General features: G+C 62.2%; 12 protein-coding genes. 6 read left to right on the top strand and 6 right to left on the bottom strand.

Annotation, left to right across the window (positions count from 1 at the left end; translation table 11 throughout):
* The first annotated feature begins 62 nt into the window (after nucleotides 1-62).
* Both NLY33_RS21320 and NLY33_RS21315 read left to right on the top strand, forming a co-directional pair.
* Nucleotides 63-1616, top strand: coding sequence for a bifunctional ADP-dependent NAD(P)H-hydrate dehydratase/NAD(P)H-hydrate epimerase (locus tag NLY33_RS21320; RefSeq protein WP_023706519.1), 1554 nt, complete (start codon nucleotides 63-65; stop codon nucleotides 1614-1616).
* Nucleotides 1613-3613, top strand: coding sequence for a hypothetical protein (locus NLY33_RS21315; RefSeq protein ID WP_023706520.1), 2001 nt, complete (start codon nucleotides 1613-1615; stop codon nucleotides 3611-3613). The genes NLY33_RS21320 and NLY33_RS21315 overlap by 4 nt, the downstream gene beginning before the upstream one ends.
* 25 nt (nucleotides 3614-3638) lie before the next feature.
* Here the strand turns inward: NLY33_RS21315 and NLY33_RS21310 are convergent, their stop codons facing one another.
* Both NLY33_RS21310 and NLY33_RS21305 read right to left on the bottom strand, forming a co-directional pair.
* A complete protein-coding gene (locus NLY33_RS21310; RefSeq protein ID WP_023708487.1) occupies nucleotides 3639-4709 on the bottom strand; it encodes a M48 family metallopeptidase in 1071 nt (356 codons plus the stop codon).
* Nucleotides 4710-4715: 6 nt separating this feature from the next.
* The gene (locus NLY33_RS21305; RefSeq protein WP_023698796.1) at nucleotides 4716-6248 is read right to left on the bottom strand and encodes an acyl-CoA carboxylase subunit beta; all 1533 of its coding nucleotides are present in this window, start codon (nucleotides 6246-6248) and stop codon (nucleotides 4716-4718) included.
* Between the two features lie 407 nt (nucleotides 6249-6655).
* Between NLY33_RS21305 and NLY33_RS21300 the strand changes: the two genes are divergently transcribed.
* Nucleotides 6656-8092, top strand: a complete 1437-nt coding sequence (locus NLY33_RS21300) for a DEAD/DEAH box helicase (protein WP_023698795.1) — start codon at nucleotides 6656-6658, stop codon at nucleotides 8090-8092.
* 93 nt (nucleotides 8093-8185) lie between these two features.
* Here NLY33_RS21300 and NLY33_RS21295 read toward each other — a convergent pair whose 3' ends face one another.
* Together NLY33_RS21295 and NLY33_RS21290 are read right to left on the bottom strand one after the other, a co-directional pair.
* The gene (locus NLY33_RS21295; RefSeq protein ID WP_023698794.1) at nucleotides 8186-9166 is read right to left on the bottom strand and encodes an alpha/beta hydrolase; all 981 of its coding nucleotides are present in this window, start codon (nucleotides 9164-9166) and stop codon (nucleotides 8186-8188) included.
* A 70-nt stretch (nucleotides 9167-9236) separates the two neighbouring features.
* Entirely contained in the window at nucleotides 9237-10058 is an 822-nt protein-coding gene (locus NLY33_RS21290) for an SDR family oxidoreductase (RefSeq protein WP_023698793.1), read from the bottom strand.
* Between the two features lie 324 nt (nucleotides 10059-10382).
* Here NLY33_RS21290 and NLY33_RS21285 point away from each other — a divergent pair, with 324 nt between their 5' ends.
* Nucleotides 10383-11417, top strand: a complete 1035-nt coding sequence (locus tag NLY33_RS21285; protein ID WP_023706524.1) for a cysteine synthase A — start codon at nucleotides 10383-10385, stop codon at nucleotides 11415-11417.
* The gene (locus NLY33_RS21280) at nucleotides 11417-12160 is read left to right on the top strand and encodes an alanyl-tRNA editing protein (RefSeq protein WP_023708489.1); all 744 of its coding nucleotides are present in this window, start codon (nucleotides 11417-11419) and stop codon (nucleotides 12158-12160) included. Before NLY33_RS21285 ends, NLY33_RS21280 begins: the two co-directional genes overlap by 1 nt.
* Before the next feature lie 53 nt (nucleotides 12161-12213).
* On the opposite strand, the gene NLY33_RS21275 is transcribed toward NLY33_RS21280, so the two are convergent.
* Nucleotides 12214-13071, bottom strand: a complete 858-nt coding sequence (locus tag NLY33_RS21275) for an alpha/beta fold hydrolase (RefSeq protein ID WP_023708490.1) — start codon at nucleotides 13069-13071, stop codon at nucleotides 12214-12216.
* 51 nt (nucleotides 13072-13122) lie between these two features.
* Complete coding sequence (locus tag NLY33_RS21270; protein WP_156932460.1) at nucleotides 13123-14049, bottom strand: Lpg1974 family pore-forming outer membrane protein; 927 nt, start codon at nucleotides 14047-14049, stop codon at nucleotides 13123-13125.
* A gap of 219 nt (nucleotides 14050-14268) precedes the next feature.
* Here NLY33_RS21270 and NLY33_RS21265 point away from each other — a divergent pair, with 219 nt between their 5' ends.
* Nucleotides 14269-15471, top strand: a complete 1203-nt coding sequence (locus NLY33_RS21265; RefSeq protein ID WP_023706528.1) for a cytochrome P450 — start codon at nucleotides 14269-14271, stop codon at nucleotides 15469-15471.
* Nucleotides 15472-15474 lie beyond the last annotated feature (3 nt).

Here is a 15474-nt window from a genome sequence, read left to right as displayed (position 1 = left end):
CTGGACAATGCTCGATAGGGACAAAGGGGTCGGCCTTGAACGAAATGCGGGATCGGCAATCCATGAGCAATGAAGTCCTGTCGCCGGCCGAGATGGGCGAGGCCGACCGGCTGGCGATCGCGGCCGGTCCGCTCGACGGCTATGGCCTGATGCAGCGCGCCGGCGAAGCGGTCGCTGCTGTGGTCCTGGCACGCTATCCCGCAGCAAGCCGCGTGCACGTGCTGTGCGGCCCCGGCAACAATGGTGGCGACGGCTATGTTGTAGCGCGGTTGCTGGCCGAGGCTGGTGTGAATGTGGCGCTCTGGGCCGAAGGCAAGCAGAAGCCCGGGAGTGATGCGGCGCGAGCTTCCGAGGCCTGCAATCTGCCGGTCGAGCACATCGGACACTGCTACCCGGAACCGGGTGAAGTCGTCGTGGACGCGCTCTATGGTGCGGGATTGTCGAAGAAGATATCCCTGCATGCCTCTGCCGTCTCAGGATTGGCCGCGGCGGAGCGCGTGCCTGTGGTGTCAATCGACCTGCCTTCTGGCGTGTCGGGCGAGACCGGCTTGAGCAACGCTTATTTCAAGGCCGACGTGACGGTGACGTTCGTGCGGAAAAAGCCCGGCCATCTGCTGATGCCGGGGCGCAGCCTCTGCGGCGAGATCATCGTCGCCGATATCGGCATTCCGGATGCGATCGTCGATGAGTTCAAGATCAAGACGTTCGAGAACACGCCTGACTTCTGGCTATACAGTTTTCCGAAAACGGCGGTCGATACACATAAGTATAAGCGCGGCCACGTCAGCGTCTTTTCCGGCGGGCCGAGCGCGACAGGTGCGGCGCGGCTGTCGGCGATGGCTGCAGCCAGAGCCGGGGCAGGGGCGGTGACCGTGCTCTCGCCTGAAAATGCCATGCAGGTAAACGCCGCGCATCTGACATCGATCATGCTGCGCGAGGCCGGTTCGATGGAGGAAGTGCAGGAATTTTTGTCGGCGAGGCACCCCGAAGTATTTGTGTTCGGACCAGGGCTCGGGCCGAAACCCAAGGTGGGGGATTTCGCGTTGCAATTGATCGCGACGGTCGCTGACCTAAACCGCACGTCGACGAGTTCATTCGGAATTCAGCGCCCTGCCATTGTCTTGGATGCTGACGCCATCACGTCATTGGCGCATCAGCCTCAGGCCCTGTTCGACGCCGCGCTGCTCCCGTTGGCGCCGGTTTTGGTGCTGACGCCGCATGAAGGCGAATTCGCCAGACTTTTTCCCGACATCGCGAAGGACAAGAAGCAGTCGAAACTCGCCAAGGCGCGCGCAGCCGCTGAACGAGCCAACGCCATCATGGTCTACAAGGGCGCCGACACCGTCATCGCGGCGCCGGACGGCCGCGCGGTGATCAACGCCAATGGTGCACCATGGCTCGCCACCGCCGGTTCCGGCGACGTGCTGGCGGGCATTGTCGCCGCGCTGCTGGCGCAGGGCATGCAGGCATTCGAGGCCGCCTGCGCAGCGGTCTGGATCCATGCCGAGGCCGGCAGCCGCTTCGGACCGGGTCTGATCGCCGAGGATCTGCCGCTGGCGCTGGTGCCGGTGCTGCGTGAACTTGTCGAGGCGCGGCAGAAGGTGCCGATCGGATGAAGCGTTTCGCGCTCGCCATTGCAGCCATCATCGCGCTGTTCGCCTCGCATGGCGTGCGCGCTGAGCAGCCGGTGACCATCGTCGACGATCCGGCGGTGCTCGCCGCCCTCGATGCCAAGGGGTTTGGCTTCGCCGGCATTTTCGCCGTCGACGGCGCGGACGATCTGAAGACGCTCTACAGTGAGGTGCCGGCCTATCGTGCTGTTGTCGACATGGTGGCGGCCGATATTGCCACGCTGCGGGCCGAGATAAAGGCCGGCGGGCGCACGCTCTACGAGGTGACCGACGGCAATGTCGGCCGCATCATGGATATGCGCTGGCTGAAGACCGAGGCCGCGCGCTTCCGCCTGGTCGGCGTCGTCAACCGGCTGGACCGGCGTGACTTCACCGCGCTGCAAGGTGACAAGAGCTGTGGCGAGGTGCGCTTTGTCTATCGCCTGGCCTACAGTTTCCGCAAGAACGGCAAGGTTCTGGCATCGCGGCTGCCATTCAATTTCAACGCCGTCTACAGCGTGGCGCCGGATGCCGATGGCGGCTGCGTCGGCGTTGCCGGGCGCTGGACACCGCAGATCGACGAAAACGTCGATGCCGGCTGGCTGGTCGGCGGGCCGCTGGCACCGGAGGAACTGACTTTCAAACAGCTCGAACTCAACGCGCAAGTGGTGCGCTTTCCCTCGGGCCAGGAGACCGAGTTCGGCGGGCAGGCGGCCTATCTGATGCGGATCTTCGGCATCGATGGCGCTACCGTCAGCGAGAGTCCGCTGGAGAATACGCCAGACGTCGCGCGGCTCTCCGACGATGCTGCACTCAAGAAAGGGCTCGCCGACTACGTCAGCGCCAATGTCGCGGCCGTCGATCTCGGCGTCTACGAAATCCCCGACGAATTCCTGGCGAAGAAAATCATCTCGTGGTCGACCTTCGGCAGCGCGAGACGGGCCAACCATCCGTTCACGCCGCTGTTCCAGCCAGCGGATTTCGCCGGCTTGGACTATGCGGCGCTAAAGCTGGTGCGGACACCGGAGGCGCTGGTCGAGCGGCTGGACAATGGCGCCTGCCAGGGCTGCCACCAGGCGGGCTCGACGGCCGGCTTTCACTTCATCGGCCTCGACGACAAAACGACGTCGCCTCTCAACCGGATCGAGGTCGGCATCTCGCCGCATCTCCATGCCGAGATTCCGCGACGTGAGGCCTGGCTGCGCGCGACGGAAGAAGGCAAGGAGCCGAACCGCTACCGGCCGCTGTCCTTCGCGCCGCCAGCGACATGGACCGATGCCGGCGATGTCGACTACGCCCCGGCCGAGATGGCGATGCCGTGCCTGATGCCGGATGATGCAAAACGCTTCGGCGCGACCTGGCAATGCGGTGGCGGCACCGTCTGCACGCCGCTCGCGACGGCTTCAGGCGTGCATACCGCGTTGGCGCAATGTCTGTTGCCCACGGACAGTCCAAAGATGTTTTCGGGCCATCCCTGCCTGACCGGGTCGATCGCCAGCAACCCGTCTCAGCCGTTCAACGACCGCTACAAGATCACCGGCCAGTTCGCGGCTTTTGCGCCGACCTTTTCGCGGACCGCCTACACCTGCCGGCCACCGAAAATCGGCGTACCGGCAGGCATCGCTTATCGCGCCTGCGACGACAAGGACCGCAGCTTCGCCGCATTCAAGACGGGCAAGCCGATGCCATCGGAAATTTGCGGCATGGTCGGCGGCAAGAAATTCGACACCTGCGTCGCCACCAACAATTTCGACCAGTGCCTCGGCGGCGCGGTCAACCGCGGCAACCGTCCAGCCTGCTCGGCTGATCATTTCTGCCGCGAGGACTATATGTGCCAGTCGCTGCCGCCGGACACGCCGGGTGCTGCCAAGGTGAAAGGCATCGGCTACTGCTCGCCGACCTATTTCATCTTCCAGATGCGCATCGATAATCACGCGACGCCCTGGGCGAGCGCGACCAGCGCCCCCAGGGATGCGGGGTTCGGGGCGGCGGAAGAGGAGTGAGCCTGCGAGTTGGGCGACCACCAGTTCAGCGCTGGAGATAGTCTTCCATCCGCGCAGTCCATTTGGTGTCGAATTCCGAAATGTGGCGCTGTGCTACGCTCGAGTTCAGCAGCGTCGAGAGCGCGGTCACGGCGATCGGGTCCAGGTCGGGCGGCTCCGTGTAGCCAAGCGCCGCCAGCCGTTGAGCCCATGATGGATGGGTGGACTTTGCGTCATCCGGGCTTGCCCACGCCTTGCGGGCGCAAACATTGAGGCAAATGGGTTCTCGCAGCTGGCCGGCAGCTTCCAGCATGCGCTCGAGCGGCGGTCGCGGCGGACGCAAAGCACCTCGCAATTCATGCTGCAAAGGGTCATAGACCGTCTCCGCGAAATGCACGTCTGCCGTGGCAAGAAGCAACAGCGCGCGTGCGGCGTGCTCGGCGTCGCCGGAGGATGCCGCGTGTCGATCTGCCTTGATCTCCGCTTCGCGCGAAAGCCGGATTTCTTCCCGCTCGAACGATTGCGACAGCCAGCCGATAGCGGCGTGGAGCAGGCTGCCTGTGATCGTGGTTCCGGGCGGGGCATACTCGAAGACAAATCCGAAACCGTTTTCGAACTCAGCGAGATTGAGGCTGCCATTGGTATCCTTGTTGCGCACATGCGCGTCCTCATGGGCAAGGATCGCGGCAAGCGCTCTTTCATCGGTCACTGCGAGGAGAGGGATGCCAATGGTTAGAAACAGCCGATTGCCGAGAAGGCCGAGAAGCGTGCGCTCTTCGCGCACGCTGGCGTTCAGGTTGCCCTCTAGTATGACAACCGTGCGCGCAGCACGGTGCGGTCCGGCGACGCTCCGCCACAGCGCCCACAGGCCGGGCGCTTCTGCTTCACTGACGCCTTTGATCTTGCTGCGTCGGAAGCCCGCAAACAATGTGCCGAACAGAAATGCCAAGGCCGTGGTGGCGATCGGCATGACGACGAAGCCGCTGGCGATAAACCAGATTGGATGGTTGTCGAGCAGGGACATCCAGACGCAGAAGATGATGAGAGCGGGAACAACGAAAAACAGGACCGTGAACCTGCCAAACCGCCGACCGGCGCTGATGATCAGTCGCGACATTGGATGTTACAACGGGATGTTGTCGTGCTTCTTCCAAGGGTTCTGCATGTCCTTGTTGCGCAGCATGCGCAGTGCCCGGGCAATGCGGCGGCGGGTCGAATGCGGCATGATCACCTCGTCGACATAGCCGCGTTCAGCGGCGACGAAGGGCGACAGGAAACGGTCCTCGTAAGCCTTTGTGTGAGCTGCGATCTTTTCGGCGTCGCCGATATCCTTGCGGTAGATGACCTCGACCGCGCCTCTCGCCCCCATCACCGCGATCTGCGCCGTCGGCCAGGCATAGTTCATATCGCCGCGCAGATGTTTTGAGGCCATCACGTCATAGGCGCCGCCATAGGCTTTGCGGGTGATGACCGTGATTTTCGGCACGGTCGCCTCGGCGTAGGCAAACAGGAGTTTCGCGCCATGCTTGATCAGGCCGCCATATTCCTGCGCGGTGCCGGGCAGGAAGCCGGGGACGTCGACGAAGGTGACGATGGGAATGGAAAAACAGTCGCAGAAGCGCACGAAGCGCGCCGCCTTGCGGCTTGCGTCGGAATCGAGCACGCCGGCCAGCACCATCGGCTGGTTGGCGACGAAGCCGACGGTGCGGCCTTCGACGCGGCCGAAACCGGTGACGATGTTCTTGGCAAAGTTCTGCTGGATCTCGAAGAAATCGCCTTCATCGGCAACTTTGAGGATCAGCTCCTTGATGTCGTAAGGCTTGTTGGCGTTGTCTGGGATCAGCCGGTCGAGCGACAGATCATGGTCGGTGACCGACTGGTAGCACTCGATCTCAGGAAGCTCCGACGTATTTGACGCGGGCAAAAGGTCTACCAGCCGGCGCATCTGCAACAGCGCCTCGACGTCATTGTCGTAGGCGCCGTCGGCAATCGACGATTTGGTCGTGTGGACGGACGCGCCGCCAAGGCTCTCGGCCGTCACCGTCTCGTTGGTGACCGTTTTGACCACATCCGGCCCGGTGACGAACATGTAAGAGGTGTCGCGCACCATGAAGATGAAGTCGGTCATCGCAGGCGAATAGACGTCGCCGCCGGCGCACGGGCCCATGATCACGGAAATCTGAGGAATGACGCCGGATGCGAGCACGTTGCGCTGAAAGATCTCGGCATAGCCGCCTAGCGCCGCCACGCCTTCCTGGATGCGGGCGCCGCCGGCGTCGTAGATGCCGATGATCGGCGCGCGGTTGCGCAGCGCCATCTCCTGCACCTTGATGACCTTTTCGGCGTGAGCCTCCGACAGCGAGCCGCCGAAGACGGTAAAATCCTTGGCGAAGAGATAGACCGGACGGCCATTGACGGTGCCCCAGCCGGTGACGACACCATCGCCGGCGATCTTGGTTTTCTCCATGCCGAAGTCGGTCGAGCGATGCTCGACATACATGTCGAACTCCTCGAACGAGCCTTCGTCGAGAAAGACATCGATGCGCTCGCGCGCGGTGAGCTTGCCCTTCTTGTGCTGGGCGTCGATGCGGGCCTGGCCGCCGCCCATGCGGGCGATCTCGCGGCGGCGCTCAAGTTCCTTCAGCACGTCCTTCATCGCTCGGTCCCCAGAAATGGCAGCTGCCTTTGTGGTAATGATGGCTGCAGGCGTGTGCAAGCGCCGCTTTCGGCCTCGATTATTGCGCTGCAACATGTGGCCCCTTGCATTCCGGAGCGAACTCAGCCATATGCAGCCCATAGGCGCTTGGGCCGGAGATTCCGGCCTTCTCGACAAATGAGACTGGTTGCGTCTGTTTTCCCTCTTTCCGGTATATCGGCCTCTCTTTCCGATACATCACGAAGTGGCGAAAGAGCCCCGTGGCATGACGCCTGCGGGCACGACAGCGCAGCCGAGTGGACGTTACCGTCCGCCCGCCTTGTCGTTTCATATCAAATTTTTCGACGGCAGGTTGCGCCCTGCCGCCATCGATGTTTGCGGCCAAGACCGCGTGAAAGAAGACTATTTTGACCAACGAAAACACCTCAGCCGGTAACGCAATCTCGGCCGGCAACACTACGGAACTCACCGGTTTCGCAGCTCTTGGAATTACCGGCGCGCTGCTCAAGGCGACGCATGGCGCCGGCTTCACCGAGCCGAAGCCGATCCAGACGCAGGCGATCCCGCCGCAGATGGAAGGCCGTGATATCTTCGGCATCGCCCAGACCGGCTCGGGCAAGACCGCTGCCTTCGCGCTGCCGATCCTGTCGAAGATCATCGCGCTCGGCACCAAGCGCCGAGCCAAGACCACTCGTGCGCTGATCCTGGCGCCGACGCGCGAACTCGCCGTCCAGATCGAGGACACCATCAAGATCCTCGCCAAGGGCGCGCATGTCTCGACCGCTCTCGTGCTTGGCGGCGTCTCGCGCTTCAGCCAGGTGAAGAAGGTTGCGCCCGGCGTCGACATCCTGATCGCCACGCCCGGCCGCCTGACCGACCTGGTGCGCGAGGGCGACCTCATTCTCTCCGACACCAAATGGCTGGTGCTGGACGAGGGTGACCGCATGCTCGACATGGGCTTCATCAACGACGTCAAGCGGATCGCCAAGGCGACCGCGCCCGACCGTCAGACGGTGCTGTTCTCGGCCACCATGCCCAACGAAATCGCCGAGCTGGCGAAGGGCCTGTTGAAGAACCCGATCCGCGTCGAAGTCGCGCCGCAGAGCACCGCGGCCGCCGAGATCGTGCAGGGCGTCGTCTTTGCCCGCACCAAGCAGAAGCGCCAGGTGCTGTCGACGATGCTCGCCGACGAGGCAATGAAGTCCGTCATCATCTTCTCGCGCACCAAGCATGGCGCCGACCGGGTGACCAAGGACCTCGAGCGCGACGGCTTCAAGGCCGCCGTCATCCACGGCAACAAGTCGCAGAACGCCCGCCAGAAGGCGCTCAACGATTTCCGCGAGGGTTCGGTGCGCATTCTCGTCGCGACCGACATCGCGGCGCGCGGCATCGACGTTCCCGGCATCAGCCATGTGGTGAATTTCGACCTGCCGGATGAGGCCGAAAGCTATGTCCACCGCATCGGACGTACCGGCCGTAACGGCATGGACGGCATCGCCATCACGCTTTGCGATCCTTCCGAAAACAGCAAGCTGCGTCAGGTCGAGCGCATCATCCGCAGCAAGCTGCCGATCGTTGCCGACCATCTCGGCAGCCCGGATCCGGTGCGCAATCCGGCCGAAAAGAACGAGCGCTTCGAGCCCGCCAATGATCGCAACGACCGCAATGGCCGTCGCGACGGCAGGCGGCCCGGTGGCCAGAACAACGGCTTCGCCAAGAAGCGTTTTGGTGACAAGCCGGCCTTTGCGGGCGCAAGCGAGCGCAAGCCGGAAGGCGCCAAGGCCTTCAAGGGCAACAACAAGCGCCGCTTCGGCGGCAAGCGGCCCGCTGCGCGGGCTGCCTGATCAGACGAACCGGTCAGGCTCGTCGAGCCTGGCTTGATTGCTGACGATTGAATATGAGGACGGCCGGGGCAATGCTTCGGCCGTCCTTTTCGTTTAGGGCTGCCCGGTAATTGCCTTCACCCACACGACGATCCGCTGCGCCAGGAAAGCCGTGGTCGAGGGCGACAGCGCGTCGCCGGCAATGACGTGGTCGTCGGGATCGCCATTGTCGTCGACGGGCACCAGTTCATGCGGTGCGCCCCAGCGGCCGGCGATTTCGCGGGTGCGATCCTGGCGCACCACCTTGTCGGAATCCGAGAAGATGAACAGCGCCGGTATGGTTGCCTTCTCCACAGGCGCTGCGTAGGCAAGGTTGGTCAGCGCCGCCATCGGTAGCACAGCTGCCATTGGATATGTGTGCGTCCAGAGTTTCTCGTGCAGCGCGTTGCGGGTCGGAAAGCTGCGCTCCTTGCCGCCGACGAAATCGGCGATCTGCCTGCCCCAGGGCATGGTCAGCAGCTCGGCGCCTGAAGCCCTGATGCCAAAATTCGGCGAGATGAATGCGATTGCAGCGACGCCGTCCGATGCGCCAGGCTCAGTCGCCGCCCATGCCGCCAGCGATCCACCGGTCGAGGTGCCGATGACGATCACCTTGTCGCCGATGGCTCGGCCGATGGCGAGCGCCTCCTCATAGTCGTTGATCCAGGCATTGACGCTGCCTTGCGCCATAGCAGCGCCGTCCTGCCCATGACCGGTGAGGCGGGTGTAGAAAAGGTTGGCGTCGAGTTGGTCGGCGACCTCGTCGGCCAGCGGGCGAACCTCGCCCTTCGATGCCGAAAAGCCATGGATATAGACGATCGCCAATGGCGTCCTGGCGTGAACCATCGGATCGGCCCAGATGATTTCTTTCTCGAGCCCGTCGCGAACGTTGGGCACGGCAGCCTCTTCGCGCGCAATATACGCTTGCGGATCGTCGCCGATCACTTTGGGGTCGAAGCTGATTGTTGTGTCGACGGGAACGCGCGGACCAAGCAGGAGGGCCAAGACAAGGATGATGACGACGCCCAGCACCGCAAGCACGATCCGTCGCCCCATCTCAGACTCCACAACAATTCTAAAGCCTATGGCGGCCGGTGCAGTCAGGCAACAGCCGGACTGTGGACAGCTATTGGTTCGGCGGCTTGCGGTCGAAATTCAGCGGCCGCCCTGTCCAGCGGGTCGCCGTGCTGATGAACCACCGGCAGACTGGCCTTGGCAGCAGTGCCAGCACCTTCAGCCCCCAGCTCAGCCGGTGAGGGAAGGTAACCTCGAAGCCGCCATGCTCGATGCCGCGCAGCATGCGGCGCGAGGCGCGGTTGACCGGCATCAGTCCCGGCATCGGCAGCATGTTCTTTTCGGTCAGCGGCGTGTCGATGAAGCCCGGATTCATCACCTGGATCCGGACATTCATCTTGTCGAAATCGTATTTCAGCGACTCGGCCAAGATGTTGATCGCCGCCTTCGAGCCGCCATAGGCCGCCGTGGTCGGCCAGCCGAAATAGGCGGTAACCGATCCGACAAGCACAATATGGCCGCGCGCACGGATGCGCATGCGCTCCATGAGCGGGACGAGGCCATTGATGATACCGAAATAGTTGACCTCGAAGGTCTGGCGAAAGTCGCGGACCCTGAGGTCTTCGCCGGGCGTGGCGATGTAGTTGCCGGCGTTGAAGACGGCGAGCACGATCGGCCCGAGCTCCTTTTCAATCGCCGCCACCGTGCTTGCCATGCGCGGCTCATCGGTGACGTCGCAAGGGTAGGCGACGACACGTCCCGGCATCTGCGCCGTCTCGACGATGAGCGCGTCGAGTGGGTCGCCGTCGAGTGCGGTGACCGCGACGACAAAGCCCTTTGCCGCGAGGTCCTTGGCCAGCGCACGGCCGATGCCGCTGCTGCCGCCGGTTATCCAGGCGACGCCGTGCTTCGGGTTGGCCCGGTAAAGTGTCATTCTGCGCCCTGCCGATCTGTCATTAGTGCTCTAGCGGTGAAAAAATCGAATGAAAAGAGCGCTTTTCCGTACTGGTTGAAATGATCGTCATCGCGCGTTGTCCGGCCGCGGGAGATTGCAGTGCCCGAAATGCGCCCAGAGTCGGATGATGGCAGATCGAACAGACCTGCCATCATCCGACTCTGAATCAAGGGAATAGAGCATGATGTCGGCCGAAAACCGCTCACACTTTTCGGCATCATGCTCTGGACCAGGCGAATTCTTGCCTTGAAACGCAAGCTTCGGGTTTCTAGGGTCTCGCCGCAGCTACATAAGGAATCCCGGATGCCCCGTTCTGTGATCGAAGCGATCGGCAACACGCCCCTGATCCGCCTCAACAAGGCCTCGGAGCAGACCGGCTGCGAGATCCTGGGCAAGGCCGAGTTCATGAACCCCGGCCAGTCGGTCAAGGATCGCGCCGGCCTGTTCATCATCCGCGACGCCGAACAGCGCGGGCTGTTGAAGCCGGGCGGGGTCATCGTCGAAGGCACGGCAGGCAATACCGGCATTGGCCTGACGCTGGTTGCCAAGGCGCTGGGCTATCGCACAGTGATCGTTATTCCCGACACCCAGAGCCAGGAAAAGAAGGACACGATCAAGCTGCTTGGTGCCGAGCTGATCGAAGTGCCGGCGGTGCCTTACAAGAACCCCAACAATTACGTGAAACTGTCGGGGCGGTTGGCCGAGCAGATGGCGAGGTCGGAGCCGAACGGCGCGATCTGGGCCAACCAGTTCGACAACGTTGCCAATCGCGACGGCCATATCCGCACCACGGCGGAAGAAATCTGGATGCAGACCGGCGGCAAGGTCGACGGTTTCGTCTCGGCGGTGGGTTCGGGCGGAACGCTGGCCGGCGTCGCCTTCGGGCTGAAGGCCAGGAGCAGCAACGTCAAGATCGCGCTCGCCGATCCGCTGGGTGCGGCGCTCTATTCCTTCTACACCAGTGGCGAATTGAAGTCCGACGGCAGCTCGATCACCGAAGGGATAGGGCAGGGGCGCATCACGGCAAATCTCGATGGGTTCACGCCGGACTTCTCGTTCCAGGTGCCGGACGAAGAGGCGCTGCCGATCGTCTTCGACCTGATCCAGGAAGAAGGCCTGTGCGTCGGCGGTTCGACCGGCATCAACATTGCCGGCGCTATACGGATGGCGCGCGAGCTTGGCCCCGGCCACACCATCGTGACCATACTTGCCGACTATGGCACGCGCTACCAGTCGAAGCTGTTCAACCCGGAATTCCTGCGCGAGAAGAACCTGCCGGTGCCGGGCTGGATGGATGAGCGCAGCACAATTCCGGTGCCGTATGAGAAGGTCGCCTGATGGCGCACAGAACAGAAGCGCTGTTTCGCGACGACGCCTATCTCAGAGCGGCCGACGCCACCGTTGTCGCCATCAACGAGCGCGGCGGCATCATTCTCGACCGGACCATCTTCTATGCCACATCGGGCGGCCAGCCTGGCGATACCGGCACATTAGAGCGCGCCGACGGCACCCGCATCGCCATTGCCGCCACCATCACCGGCGAGACCAAGGACGAGATCATCCATGTACCGGCGCCGGAGCAGCCGGCACCCGAGGTCGGCGAGCGGGTGAAACTCGCCATCGACTGGGAGCGGCGGCATCTCCTGATGCGCATGCACGCAGCTTGCCATTTGCTCACCGTAGTCTGTCCGTTTCCGATTACCGGTGCTGCGGTTTCCGAAGATGACAGCCGCGTCGACTTCGACGCTCCCGATGCCGGCTTCACGAGGGAAGACGTCACCGCCGGGCTGATGGAGCTGGTGCGAGCCGATCATCCGATCTTCATCAGGCTGATCACCGACGAGGATCTGGCAGCCAATCCTGGCCTGGTGAAATCCAAGAATGTCCGGCCGCCCGCCGGCACCGGCAAGATCCGCCTGGTCTGCATCGGCGACAACGCTTCGATCGACAGCCAGCCCTGCGGCGGCACCCATGTCAAAAGCACCGGCGAAGTCGGTGAAATCCATATCGGCAAGATCGAGAAGAAGGGCCGCGAAAACCGGCGTTTTCGCATTCGCTTCGGACCAATGCCGGCGAATTAGGGTCAAATAGCACGTGGCCTCTATGTTGCTCAGCCGGTCTGAGACACCTTGGCTTAACCAAGGTGTCGGAAACTGGACGGTGATCGCTCAACCCATGCTTCGATCTGCTCGGTGACAAACTTGGCTGCTTGATGGTGGATGAAGTGGCCAGCCCCGGGCAAAGCAATCACGGCGGTAACGTTGTCGACTTCTCGGAAGGTCCCGTCAAAAGCGCTTGACGGCACATAGGGATCGTCGGAGCCAAACAGCACAAGGGTCGGCGCCTTGACCAAAGGCAGCTGGCCCAGATCCGGCACCCTGCCAAGCGGTATGTTGGCCCTGTAGTAGCCCAGCATCGCTTCCGGATCGGATCGCCTGAGCGAATCTGTCAGGGCCTGCCTGTCCTGCGGATCGGCGACCCAGGTGGCGAGTTTGTCGATGTCCAGCATCTGGGTGGCGCCCGGGACCTGGAAGCCACGTACATATCCGATGATCTCGGCATTGGCCGGATCGGCGACCGCACGCAGATAGTTGCGGGGGTGCGGTGCCGACAGCAGGATGAGATGGCGCACGACCTGCGGCACGCGTACGGCCAGCCACCATGCGATGATGCCACCCCAGTCATGGCCGACAATAGCGGCCTGGGTCAGCTTTTCCGCTGCAAGAACAGCCAGCACGTCGTTGACCAGGTGGGTCAGCGCATAGTTGCCATGGCCTTGTGGTCCATCGCTTTGTCCGAAGCCCCTCAGGTCCGGCGCGATCACCCGATATCGGTCGCAGAGCGCTTGCATCTGCCGGCGCCAGCCCATTCCGTGATCCGGAATGCCATGCAGAAACACAATCGGCGGGCCTGAGCCCGCCGCTGTGTAGTGCAGTTTGACGTTGCCATTGACGGCAACCCTAGATTCAAACGCCACTTCCTGTTCCGTCAATTGCAATCCATTCGAAGCAGTAGACCGAGTTGGGAGGCTCGAACCGCCGGCCTACATCTTGACTTCGAGGCGCAGGAACGGGCCGTTGAATGTCTGGGTGCTCTTGTCCGCCATCTCAAGCAGATTGTGCCACTGTTCGACCCGATAGCCTGCGGTGAACGTGGTATCTTCCCACGGTTTGAAAGTCACGCCACCGGAAAGGTCTATGCTGGTAACAACCTTGTTGGAATGCTGGCTTTCGCTGACGTTGATATCTGGATCAGGAGTAGGATCGCTTGGATCGCTCTCATGTTCGTGGAGGCTAAACTTGTCCGTCCGTCGGCCCCACATAGCCGAGCCCGAAACCGCACCGGTAAGACCCCACGTCTCACCCAGCGGATAGTAGACTTCGGCGCCGAGGCGCGGACCGATGCCGTAGAACTCGGATGAGCCAAGCTTGTCAGCGTTGCCGCCCTTGTCGGCCGGATCATTGGGAGTGGCGCTCACATTGAAATTCAGCTTCTCCTTGGAGTGCAGCAAGCGCAGACCGCCGAAGAACCGGATGTCGGCGCCCTGCGCCTCGACATGCTTGCCGATATCGAAGTCGAGCGTCTGGAAATTGTAGCTGTTGCCGAACGACAGGCCGATGACGCCGCCACTTTGCGGGACATTCAGACTAAAGTCGTTGTCCTGGCCGGCGTGAAAAGTACCAGCGAGCCTCCAGTCCACATCCGAAGAAATCGCTTTGGTGAGCGCCACTGATCCGTAGAGATCGCCGAAATCATTGCCACTGCCGAGCTTGTCGCTGGTATCGCCAAGCTTGTCGACGTTGGATTGATAGACCGCGCCTTCGAAGGCAATCTTGATGCGGGAATCGACCACTGCAGGATCGGTTACCTGTGCATCGGCGGCATGAGCCGCGACCACACCAACTGATGTCACCGAAGCGGCAGACGCTGCAACCGTAGCAAGAAGCTTACTTGAAACCTGATTTCGCATTTTTCCCCGCCTGGAATCGATCTGAATTGATATTAGCCCACTCGCACACTACCGCAGCGGCACCTTTCGTCATAGCTGCCATAATCATTTATCGGGCAGTGTTACGCGTTTGCCACAGAACCCGTTTTATCTCTGCGAATCGAATGTGATAGCGTAGGAGTTTCTGGTCGAGATGTCGGCGCTGGCCGCCTGGTGTCTACGGCTGCGCGGGGGGCATCGATGGACGACCGGATACAAATCGAAAGCGTTCTCAACAACCTCGTCTATGCGCTTTTTGCTCATGGCGGGCAGGCGGAAACGAGTGGTCGGCCCAGCGACTTCGGCAACATGGTTGTCTTTGACAATCCGGAAGCCGTCGACACAATCGTCAAGGCGCCGGAGCTCTTTCGGAAGAACTTCTCCCTGATCTCGGCGCTCGGTTTCAGCCGTTTCAACACGAACGATCAGGATTGGTCGGTCCGGCGTACCATCACCCAGGACGTCTATTTGGCGGCCGCCAAGCCGGCGCAGCAGCACCCCGTTGCGGAAATCTTCGCCACCTGTCTGTCCAGTAGCGACGCCACGCTACCAGCCATCCAGCAATCGTTGTTCGCCGCGTCGATGACCATATTTTACAGGGCTTTCGGCCTTGTTCCCGATATGGCGGCGACGCTGTTGCTGCTCGACAGGGTCCGCGACGTTCTGAGGCGTCTCCAATATTATTCCTGGGTGACGCCGACGACCGCCGAACGTGGGAACGCTATCCAGGACGCTCGCGCGGTGGTCGCCGATTTCGCATCGCTGCTGATGGCGGATCCCCGCGCCGCTGCGGAGATGGACCGCTTTAGAAGCGAAGCCACAGATATCGAAGGCTTCTCGCCGGTGGAGGAGTTTGTCATGAACTTCTTCGCAGGCGTCGAGACATCGGTGACGACCGCACTTTGGGTGATCGATCGACTGGGGGCAAACCAGCAGGTGCAAGACCGTATCCATGCCGAGGTTCTCTCGGGCGATGCGCAGACGCCGTATACCGATTGCATGATCAACGAGACGATGCGCTTTTTCCCTCCGATTCCGTTCCTGACCCGGGAAGTCGGTGCCGATACGGTTCTCGAAGGTCGGCGTCTCTACGCCGGACAATTGATCATGGTGTCGATCGTCGGCGTGCACCAGAACCCGGCTTTCTGGTCAAACCCGCGTGTCTTCAATGCCAGCCGGAAGGAGTTCCTCGACAACAGCTTTGATCGGAGGGCCTTCATTCCTTTCCTCACCGGACCGCGCATGTGCGGTGGCGCACGTCTCGGCCGGCTGGAAGTTCGGGAGGCAGTCCTTGCCATTGTGCGCCAGTTTGCTTTTAGCCGGGCCGACGATGTCATCCGGTTCGACTATGCGCTGGCACTGCGCCCGGCGCAGGGTGCCTCCGTCAGTGTTTCGCGTCGATGAAAC

The sequence above is a fragment of the Mesorhizobium sp. C432A genome (assembly GCF_030323145.1).
Taxonomy (GTDB): domain Bacteria; phylum Pseudomonadota; class Alphaproteobacteria; order Rhizobiales; family Rhizobiaceae; genus Mesorhizobium.
The sequence above is the reverse complement of the archived record's forward strand: the minus strand, read 5'-3'. Positions and strand labels throughout refer to the sequence as shown.

Bases quoted from the DNA above. Each gene is read 5' to 3' on its own strand.
- NLY33_RS21320 (WP_023706519.1), top strand. From the start codon at position 63: ATGAGCAATGAAGTCCTGTCGCCGGCCGAGATGGGCGAGGCCGACCGG.
- NLY33_RS21315 (WP_023706520.1), top strand. From the start codon at position 1,613: ATGAAGCGTTTCGCGCTCGCCATTGCAGCCATCATCGCGCTGTTCGCC.
- NLY33_RS21310 (WP_023708487.1), bottom strand. From the start codon at position 4,709: ATGTCGCGACTGATCATCAGCGCCGGTCGGCGGTTTGGCAGGTTCACG.
- NLY33_RS21305 (WP_023698796.1), bottom strand. From the start codon at position 6,248: ATGAAGGACGTGCTGAAGGAACTTGAGCGCCGCCGCGAGATCGCCCGC.
- NLY33_RS21295 (WP_023698794.1), bottom strand. From the start codon at position 9,166: ATGGGGCGACGGATCGTGCTTGCGGTGCTGGGCGTCGTCATCATCCTT.
- NLY33_RS21290 (WP_023698793.1), bottom strand. From the start codon at position 10,058: ATGACACTTTACCGGGCCAACCCGAAGCACGGCGTCGCCTGGATAACC.
- NLY33_RS21285 (WP_023706524.1), top strand. From the start codon at position 10,383: ATGCCCCGTTCTGTGATCGAAGCGATCGGCAACACGCCCCTGATCCGC.
- NLY33_RS21280 (WP_023708489.1), top strand. From the start codon at position 11,417: ATGGCGCACAGAACAGAAGCGCTGTTTCGCGACGACGCCTATCTCAGA.
- NLY33_RS21270 (WP_156932460.1), bottom strand. From the start codon at position 14,049: ATGCGAAATCAGGTTTCAAGTAAGCTTCTTGCTACGGTTGCAGCGTCT.
- NLY33_RS21265 (WP_023706528.1), top strand. From the start codon at position 14,269: ATGGACGACCGGATACAAATCGAAAGCGTTCTCAACAACCTCGTCTAT.